Annotated in this window: 13 protein-coding genes; 2 read left to right on the top strand and 11 right to left on the bottom strand. The window is 40.9% G+C overall.

The annotated features are described in order from the left end of the window. Nucleotides 1-65, bottom strand: a 65-nt coding sequence (locus tag J6O61_RS19710) for a zinc ribbon domain-containing protein (protein ID WP_442861694.1), incomplete at its 3' end; no start/stop codon positions are given. 157 nt (nt 66-222) lie between these two features. On the opposite strand from J6O61_RS19710, the gene J6O61_RS04950 reads away from it, so the two are divergent. Then, nucleotides 223-510 (top strand): hypothetical protein, encoded by a 288-nt coding sequence (locus tag J6O61_RS04950; RefSeq protein ID WP_292210332.1) that lies wholly within the window; start codon nt 223-225, stop codon nt 508-510. A 98-nt stretch (nt 511-608) separates the two neighbouring features. Here J6O61_RS04950 and J6O61_RS04955 read toward each other — a convergent pair whose 3' ends face one another. The 6 genes from J6O61_RS04955 to J6O61_RS04980 all read right to left on the bottom strand — a co-directional run bounded on the left by J6O61_RS04955 (nt 609) and on the right by J6O61_RS04980 (nt 5,306). Next, nucleotides 609-1,079, bottom strand: a complete 471-nt coding sequence (locus tag J6O61_RS04955) for a DnaJ domain-containing protein (RefSeq protein WP_292210334.1) — start codon at nt 1,077-1,079, stop codon at nt 609-611. Between the two features lie 20 nt (nt 1,080-1,099). Next, nucleotides 1,100-1,525 carry a hypothetical protein gene (locus J6O61_RS04960; RefSeq protein ID WP_292210336.1) on the bottom strand — a complete coding sequence of 142 codons (426 nt, stop codon included), beginning with the start codon at nt 1,523-1,525 and terminating at the stop codon, nt 1,100-1,102. A gap of 319 nt (nt 1,526-1,844) precedes the next feature. After that, nucleotides 1,845-2,297 (bottom strand): Hsp20/alpha crystallin family protein, encoded by a 453-nt coding sequence (locus tag J6O61_RS04965; protein ID WP_292210337.1) that lies wholly within the window; start codon nt 2,295-2,297, stop codon nt 1,845-1,847. Nucleotides 2,298-2,566: 269 nt separating this feature from the next. Next, a complete protein-coding gene (locus tag J6O61_RS04970; RefSeq protein WP_292210339.1) occupies nt 2,567-3,364 on the bottom strand; it encodes a hypothetical protein in 798 nt (265 codons plus the stop codon). A gap of 116 nt (nt 3,365-3,480) precedes the next feature. Beyond that, nucleotides 3,481-3,729 (bottom strand): hypothetical protein, encoded by a 249-nt coding sequence (locus tag J6O61_RS04975; protein WP_292210341.1) that lies wholly within the window; start codon nt 3,727-3,729, stop codon nt 3,481-3,483. Nucleotides 3,730-3,818: 89 nt separating this feature from the next. After that, entirely contained in the window at nt 3,819-5,306 is a 1,488-nt protein-coding gene (locus J6O61_RS04980; protein ID WP_292210343.1) for a radical SAM protein, read from the bottom strand. A 164-nt stretch (nt 5,307-5,470) separates the two neighbouring features. Between J6O61_RS04980 and J6O61_RS04985 the strand changes: the two genes are divergently transcribed. Further along, complete coding sequence (locus J6O61_RS04985; RefSeq protein WP_292210345.1) at nt 5,471-6,055, top strand: TetR/AcrR family transcriptional regulator; 585 nt, start codon at nt 5,471-5,473, stop codon at nt 6,053-6,055. A gap of 150 nt (nt 6,056-6,205) precedes the next feature. Here the strand turns inward: J6O61_RS04985 and J6O61_RS04990 are convergent, their stop codons facing one another. The 4 genes from J6O61_RS04990 to J6O61_RS05005 form a co-directional block, all read right to left on the bottom strand. Continuing rightward, entirely contained in the window at nt 6,206-6,949 is a 744-nt protein-coding gene (locus J6O61_RS04990) for a hypothetical protein (protein ID WP_292210346.1), read from the bottom strand. Between the two features lie 25 nt (nt 6,950-6,974). Next, complete coding sequence (locus tag J6O61_RS04995) at nt 6,975-7,136, bottom strand: hypothetical protein (protein ID WP_292210349.1); 162 nt, start codon at nt 7,134-7,136, stop codon at nt 6,975-6,977. Between the two features lie 6 nt (nt 7,137-7,142). Further along, nucleotides 7,143-7,748: a helix-turn-helix domain-containing protein gene (locus J6O61_RS05000; protein WP_292210352.1), complete on the bottom strand. Its 606-nt coding sequence runs from the start codon at nt 7,746-7,748 to the stop codon at nt 7,143-7,145. Nucleotides 7,749-7,900: 152 nt separating this feature from the next. Beyond that, a partial coding sequence (locus tag J6O61_RS05005; RefSeq protein WP_292210354.1) for a pyridoxamine 5'-phosphate oxidase family protein occupies nt 7,901-8,412 on the bottom strand: 512 nt, incomplete at its 5' end.

The raw sequence follows: 8,412 nt of genomic DNA on the forward strand, positions 1-8,412 counted from the left end.
ATGGCAGCGTTAAGATCTCGGTCAATGGTGAGGCCACAATCACATTTGTAGACACGCTCATTTATTCATACTTCAATTATAGCAAACATACGTTCTAAATACAATATACAAAGCTCATCCATCACCTAAAGATAATGGGTTTTCGCCTAAGGTAACGGAAGGCTTTATTTATAAACAAAGCTGTTGTAATGGTTTTACTCAAAGGAAGAGAGGTCCGACAATATGGATGAATTAAGAAAAATGCTCAAAGAAGAAGCAAAATCTGAAAAGAAAGAATTAAAAGAACTTAAAAGAACAGTTAGACAGGAGGCTCGTGAAGTGAAAAAGGCTGCCCGTGCTAAGGGCAAAGAAGCTGTAAGTATTCACAAAATGGAAAAAGAAATACGAAAAGAAAAAATCGGAGCAGAAATCGACTACAAAAAGGAACTTATTGCTCTCCACAAAACTGTAAAAGGTGAATCTAAAGCACAAAAAGCATTAGCTAATAGAAAGGCTATGAGCGTGTGCTAAAACAAAAGCCCTCTGGAACCAGAGGGCTATATTCATGAACATCGCCAGGATGAAACCTAAGACTTCACATCAATAGCAGTCATTACAGTACTATATTGTCAGAAAAACATGAACATCCTGAAAAACATGGATAGAATCTGCAAAATGATGAACCATCTGATCAGCTTAAAAAGAAACGAACCACCATACACAGGAGTCCTGTTCCAACCAGTCCAGTTGTTCCAGGTATTCCAGTTCTCTTCCGGTCTGTTATAGCTCCTATTGTAGTCGCTATTAAATCCGCCACTGCTCCAGCGCCAATAAGTACCATACTGCTCAAAAGGATTCTCCTCCTTTTGAGCATATACAGGCTCTTCAGTGTAGGTATAAGCTTGTCTATATCTCTCAGCCCCGGGCTTTGTAAGAAGGTCATATGCAGCGTTGACCTCATTCATCTTTTCTGCTGCAGCCACATTTCCGGGATTAAGATCCGGATGATACTTCTTTGCCAATGTCCTATGAGCTTTTTTTATCTCTTCTTCAGAAGCTCCCGGAGATACGCCAAGAGCTTTGTAGGGATCCATCATCATAACACTATCCTCCAATAAAATCAGGTTCTCCTAATGAAACGCTCACCACATTTAGGGCACCTTATCTCGATCTTTCCTTTCCCCTTTGGAACACGGATTTGCTGGTGACAACTTTTGCATATATAATATCTGCTCACAGATCTGTCTCTCCACTGCAGCTTAAGCAGCTTAGCTCGTTTTCTTGGAATTTCCGTCATGCTCATAAACTTCTGGTTCTCAGCATATCTTTTGGGTATATTCCTTGAATAGACCCTGAAACAGGAATATGCAAAAAACGCTAGCCATAAAAGATATACCACCCTGCTCTGGGCGAATATATTTATTACAAGAAGCAGAATTGCTATGCCATTACATATCTTTGCCAGGTTATCAAAACCGTTACGGCCGTACATAAACTGTGCCATTCTGCTGTTCATCTGATATCCAAACTGTCTGATCTTATCCATTATTTTGACCTCACTGTTCTCCTATGTACTGAGTATATTCTATGCCATTATCACTTTACATATCAGCATTGGCAAAAAATGATATCCTATTTCTCTATTATTTAATTCCAGGCTTGCCTGACGTGCTTTTGGGGTTGAGCTGCAATTTGACAGCCCGAAAGTATTATGAATGAAAAATATGTGTGGGGTTAAGGATTACAACATTCATCAATCCTTATGGTCATATGATACTATTCCAACCTTAAACCAACATAAAATCACATATAATGCAAAAAATACCCCTGCCGTCATAAAAGCGGCAGGGGTAAGGAAGTAACTATCATCCTTCAATAGCTATCAGATTCTTTTCCGGAATTTTCTTTTCTTCGGCTTTCTTAGGTATTGTCAGCGTCAGTACGCCATGCCTATATATTGCCTCTACATCCTCTTTCTCAATATTCTCGCCAACATAGAAGCTTCTTGAAACAGCTCCGGCATAACGCTCCTGACGGATTAATTTTCCTTTCTTATTGTTCTCATCCTTATCAAGCCCCTTTGCTGCTGAGATTGTGATATAGCCCTCTTTTAGCTCTACTGTAATCTCTTCCTTCTTGAAGCCCGGAAGGTCGATTGAAACCTCATAGTTGTTATCATTTTCTCTGATATCGGTCTTCATCATCCTGCCAGCTCTTCTGCCGTAGAGCTTTTTCTCCATGTTGTCAAAATCCTTCATAAAAGGAAATCCAAACAGGTCATCCATAAAGTTTTCTTCAAAAATACTAGGTGCTAACATAATGCTTACCTCCTTTGCACAAGAACAATTAGTTAACTGTTATTGAGCATTGGGACGGAGGGTTCAGATCATCGGAATCTTAAAGTCCTATTGGTCTTCTCTGTTCCTTTGTTCTACGAACACTATAACACTGCGATTAGCACTCGTCAATAGAGAGTGCTAATTCGGATAAAACAGTATTGCAATAATCAATACATATTTAATCTTTGAAAAGAAAAACCCACAGAAAGCATTCCTCTCTGTGGGATGAATATGCATATCGTCTTACTTCATGACGTGGGCAATGTCTTACCAAATTCCTCATTTATAGAATGAGCCAGCTCCTTGCACTGATTTGGATCCATGCCTGCCTCTACAAGCTTCATCCTTAAATCCATCTCAAATGTGATCTGGTTTGATTTCTTTATTACTTCCATGATTGCCTTGGAATATCCGCTATTTGATGCACCAATAACTCTCTTTACCTCTGCCTGAGTAGGAAGCTTTGCAGGTTTTGTCTTTACATCGGCTTTAGTAACCTTTGAAGGTTTGCTCTCTTTCTTTGCTTCGGAAGCCTTTGCTTTTGCTTTTTCCTTTTTAATTACATTTGTTTCCTTCGGGGCCGATTTCTTCTCTGTTGATTTTTTCTCAGCCTTCTTTGAAACCTCCGCTTTAGGTTCTTCTTCATTATCTAAAGGAGCTGCATCCTTTTTAGGTTCTTCTTTTACCTTTTCAGTTTTGGTAACTGCAGCTTTCTTTGCAGAAGCTTTTTTTACTCCTGTGAACGGTGTTAAAGCTTTGAGAAGCACAGCGTCATCTGTATATATAGAAAAATCCTTTATACCAGATGTAAGCTGACCTATTATCATGGCCTGCGCAATCCTTAATGCTGCTTTTCCATCCTGCGACGCACTGTCTTTTATCTCCGGAAGCAATCTGACTTCCATGTTCTTAAGAGCCTCATCCTTATATGCAGATACCGGGATAGCTCCATCAGGTGATGCCAAAACAATCACCTTGTCATTTGGCTTTATTGCACTTAGTTTTGCAGGGAAATAGTTTTTATTAAGAATAATGATATGTAACATATAAGTACCCCCAATCCATCTTGATTATAAGCCGTGATTCCTGGCGATTTCAACTATCACAAAGAAAAAAGGTCAAAAAAACACCACCCCTTAAGTTGGGATGGTGTCCTTACTGGCTAACCAAGCATCTTTTTCAAAAGTTCGTTCTTGCTCATAAAAGCAGCATTCTGAACTTGAGCACTTGTCTTTACTTCCCTCTTTATTACCATGAATTTGAAAAAACGCTCATTCTCAGGATATTTACTATCATAAGCAGGGTTTACTATTATCCTGTATGCTTCACAATGTCTTACGTCCTTGTTACTGATAACTTCTGTCAGTTTCTCAGTGTAATCTCCCTCATCCGGTTTGGGACATCCGATCATTGTAAACCTGCCTTGCATCAGAAAAAGAAAAGTATAAAACTTTATTCGACAGGGTAAATGAAACAACAATACTATAAAATTCGAGGCATTTAAGCTCTCTTATGTTTAAAGTGATGCTGTCTGGGTTTGTGCTTAAATACAACTATGTTTAGAGGCTTTTCATCCTTTTTTGCATAATTCTCATATGCCTTTTTATAGTGTTTCTGTCCAGCCCAGATACCATCTGCAACAGGCCCCCACTCTTTTGCGTAATCATCGCACTTTGCGCACAGATGTTCAACACTTTCTTCAGACTCTTCATTGGTACCATGAGCTCCGGATATTTCAACCATGTCCCTTAAAAGAGCCGGATTTTCAAGCATTGGGCATGGCCTTAAATGATTCTTATTAAATGGCTGCCCCTTATGATATTCCATGAAAAGAGGACTTTGAAGCATCTCAAGTATTGAATGTGTATGTATATTCGTGTTGGAGAAGTGGATAAATACGCATGGCTCAGCATCTCCGCTTGAATTGATGTGGAAGTAATTTCTTCCGCCTGCTATGCATCCGCCAACTGCTTCGCCATCATTCTGGAAATCCATAGGGAAGAATCCCAGGTCACATTTGTCACTTCTCAGGAATCTAATCTGATCCACCATCTTCTTTCTCTGTTCTACCGTTGGCATAAGCTCAGGAACAGCATTGTTTCCAACCGGCATATAGTGAAAGAAGAATCCAAATCTTGCTCCTTTTTCAGCTATAAACTCGATGAACTTAGGATCAGTAACTGCCTCGATGTTGTTTCTTGTATAGCAGATGGAAGTTCCATAAACTATTCCGTACTTTTTGAGTAGATCCATGGCATTCATTACTGCATCATAATGACCAAGGCCACGTCTTGCGTCATTAGTCTCAGGAGTTCCCTCGATAGAAAGCTGGAATGTGAGATTTCCAAGCCTTACAACTTCTTTACAGAAATCCTCATCAATAAGTGTTGAATTGGTATAGATAGAGAACTCAACATCATTGTGCTTTTCTGCCAGTTTCAAGATATCTTTCTTCCTTACAAGAGGTTCTCCTCCTGTCATCATGTAAAGATATACTCCCAGCTCTTTTCCCTGGGTAACGATTTTGTCCATATCTTCAAAAGACAGATTGTGCTTAGGTCCATAAGTACCTGACCAGCATCCCGCACAGTGCATATTGCAGGCGCTTGTAGGATCAAAAAGGATAAGCCATGGGATATTGCATCCGTATTTTTCCCTGTTCGCTCTGATCATTTTTGTGCCTCTGAAAAATGCCTCATAGCCAAGATTGAGCATCATCATCTTTGCGACATGCGGATCTGTCTCATCTATTACTTTATTCAAAAACTTAACCCATCTGTTATCCGGATCTTTAAATGCCGCTCTTACTTTATCAAGGCTTTCTTTTCTGGCTCCGTCTTTACCCCAGAATTTCTCTGCCTGGTCTACAAGTTTAAGATATGTAGCTGTTCTGTTTTCCGACTTGTCTAAATTTGAAAGAAATCTGTCAATCAGTATGCTAAACGCCTGTCTTTGTACTTTGTGAGAGATGTTTTTTGCTAATTCCATACTTGTTATACCTCCCCATACGATGCTACAATTATTCTGATATAACAAGTGTAACGCCGCTGTAAACAAATAACAATGGTTCTACCATCGGACATGACAATATTTCGTTTAAGTGAACCGATGTTACATTCTTGCATTTTTTGTAACGTCGAGAGGGAGAAAAAATGAAAAGCTCAAAAGAATCTTTAACAGAAATGCAAAAAAAAGAAGTTCTGAGGATGAATAATAAGGAGTCCAATCAGCTGACAAGAGAGTGTCTGCAGCTTTCGCTTATGCATCTAATGAGCGAACACCCTTATGAGAAGATCACCATCAGCGAGATAGTACGCCGTGCAGGAGTATCAAGGACGGCGTTCTATCGAAACTATACAGATAAAGAAGATATCCTGCATGAGCTTGGGGATGAAATAATAAAGCGTATAGCGGAGATCAGCGAAAAGCCCGAACTGCACGAAAACCCACATCTGTGGTTCGAAGATATTTTTCGGGCTGTCAAAAACGATAAAGATATAATATCTCTGTTTGACCAAGCCGGAATTCTTCAGAATGAACTCTTTCTTGAAAAATCGGTCTCAGAGCGGCTCTACCCTACAGCTGACCCAGAAAAGAAGTATCTCAGACGTGCTGCCGAAGCTGCCATTTTACAAATACTCATAAGCTGGTTCAGGGATGGGATGCAGGAAGACGAAAAACAAATGGCTGATTTCTGCGTAAATATCTTTGATAACGCTTTGAGCAGACTGCCATAATTAACAAGGACCTCTTCTAACATGAGAAATGATCCTTCCTGGCGTAAACGAAGTAATTCTTGCGCATATGAAGCTTGACCCAGGGATTCACGGAGCACCATTAGAACATAAAAAAGCGAGATAACGTTCCACCGTTCGGTAAATTCGAAATTAACTTCCATATGCAGTATTGAAATCTGCTCCGCCATTGAGCCTATCAAGCAATTCCAATAAACCTTGCTGCCCATGTGATGTCGTCCATACATCGAGTTCATGCTTTGCATTCAGATAACGGAAACGCCTGTCCTCCGCTTCCCCCGCATAAAACTCTGCCGGAGTGTCCATATCCTCAAGGGCAACCGCATTTTTACCGTTGTCGGTCTGCTGGGTCCATTGCGCTTCGCTGTATTTCTCCCGATAGTCATTCTGCAGGGCAATCCCTTCGTCGAACCAAGTCGGAATTGCCTTTTGAGCTTCGGCGGAAAGGCGCGTGTGCAGCTCTGCATGAGTGATTTCGTGTGCCAGAATGTCGAGTTCCAGATACTCGTCTGAAATACAGATATAGTGCGTTTCGGAAGGGAAATAAAAGATGACCGTGCCGTGATCTTCGCCAAGCTTCCGCGTCAGCTTCTCATCATCACAGATGATGAAGATCGTCTCATCCTGAAAGCGCACGTCCCCGAAAAAAGTCCTGACACGATCCTTAGCCTGTTCGATCATTTCAAGAAGCTCTTGCTGGTCCCCTGCATAATCTCTGTTGATATAAACGTGAGAAGCGATTTCCGTAAATGCAGATCGGTACGGAACGGTCGTCAGATAGCCGAACTGGGTAAACTGAAACACAGCCACAACAACCGCTGCGAGTATAAGCAATATGGTGATAAACAGAAAGACTCTCTTTTTATTTGTCCTCATTTCTTCATACCCCGCTAAACCGAATCTACATCAGCAATGTATCGATTACAGTCATATCGTCATTCTGCTTTTGGATTTCCTTTAATTCCTCTTCCGTGAATTGCTTTTTCAGTTTTCCCCCGCACACAGGACATTTCTTTTCCGACAGATCACATTTTTCCCCGCAGTCTTTGCAGATCTTATACATAAACATTTACCTCCCGGGGATTTGTCCGCCTATCAATGAAACCAGAAACCAGATTCCAAAGGCAACTGCCGCAGCAGCGGCCAATGCAATCAGTAACAGGAATGGCTTCGGCAAGCTGCTTTCTCTGTCTCCACGCTTGAATTTATACAGCAAACCTGAAGCATGGAAGAAAACCATCACCACCGATACATATACAAACACCTGACAGTATAGAAAAACCATTTCAGTCAGCTGGCTGCAGGAACGGATACCAAAGAGCTCAAGCAGCATTACCACAGCCAATGCACAAACACCCAGCAGGCTCTCTGTCCTGACATTCTTCAGGATAGTCGTCTTTTCCGTTTCTGCATAATCGGACATCTTACTAACGACTTCTTTAACTTCTTCATTCATATTCTCGCTTTTCCTTTCTCCATCAATCAATTCCGGAATGCTGACGCCATAAAGTTCGGCAATCTCCACCAGCAGACTGATGTCAGGCATATTCGTTCCTGTCTCCCAACGGGACACCGTTCGGTTGGAAACGCCCAACTGTTCCGCTGCTTGCTCCTGTGTCAAATTCTTTTCCTTCCTGAGTGTTTTCAGGAACGCGCCGATCTTAATCTGATCCACCGGGTTTTCCTCCTTTCGCAGTCAGTTTAACGCCAGTCTAATCATTTGGACACGACACAAAGCGAGAAAATGCCGCATCCCATCGATTAGACATCATTGTCTGATTCAACAAAACTCCGATTTGTCATCGTCTATAAAACTGGAAAATAATCCTATTTTGCCTTACAAGACAATTTATCAACTTCTAATCTGAACACAGCAACACCACTAACCATTTGAGAATCATATTCCCAAGTTGAGCGTTCCGTTATTTGTCTCATCAGGATATTCAATCCTTTTATCTTTTCGGCGTTGTCTTTTACTATTCCCACAGTTCCCGTTCCTATAACACTCTGAAACTTTGCAGAGTAATCACAAGCCAAATCAGCATCAAGTATTTCGAACGCTCCATCTATTTCAAATCCAACTGAAGGACCTTTCAGCGCTAGTCCATATTTCCTTCCTGCTTTTGCACCATGAAAGTAAAAAACATGTTTACCCTCTTCAATACAATGGCCGTAGTTTACCGGAACGATATAAAGATCTCCGTCATCATAAAATGCAATACGAATTATACTTTCCCTTCCAATAAAACCATTTATAACATTTTCGTCTGTAATCTCTCTGTCAGATCTTCTCATAGCTGGTTTCCTCACAAATCGATAGTACGGTATTTTCAAAGTTA

Source organism: Butyrivibrio sp. (genome assembly GCF_017635265.1).
Lineage (GTDB): Bacteria > Bacillota > Clostridia > Lachnospirales > Lachnospiraceae > Butyrivibrio.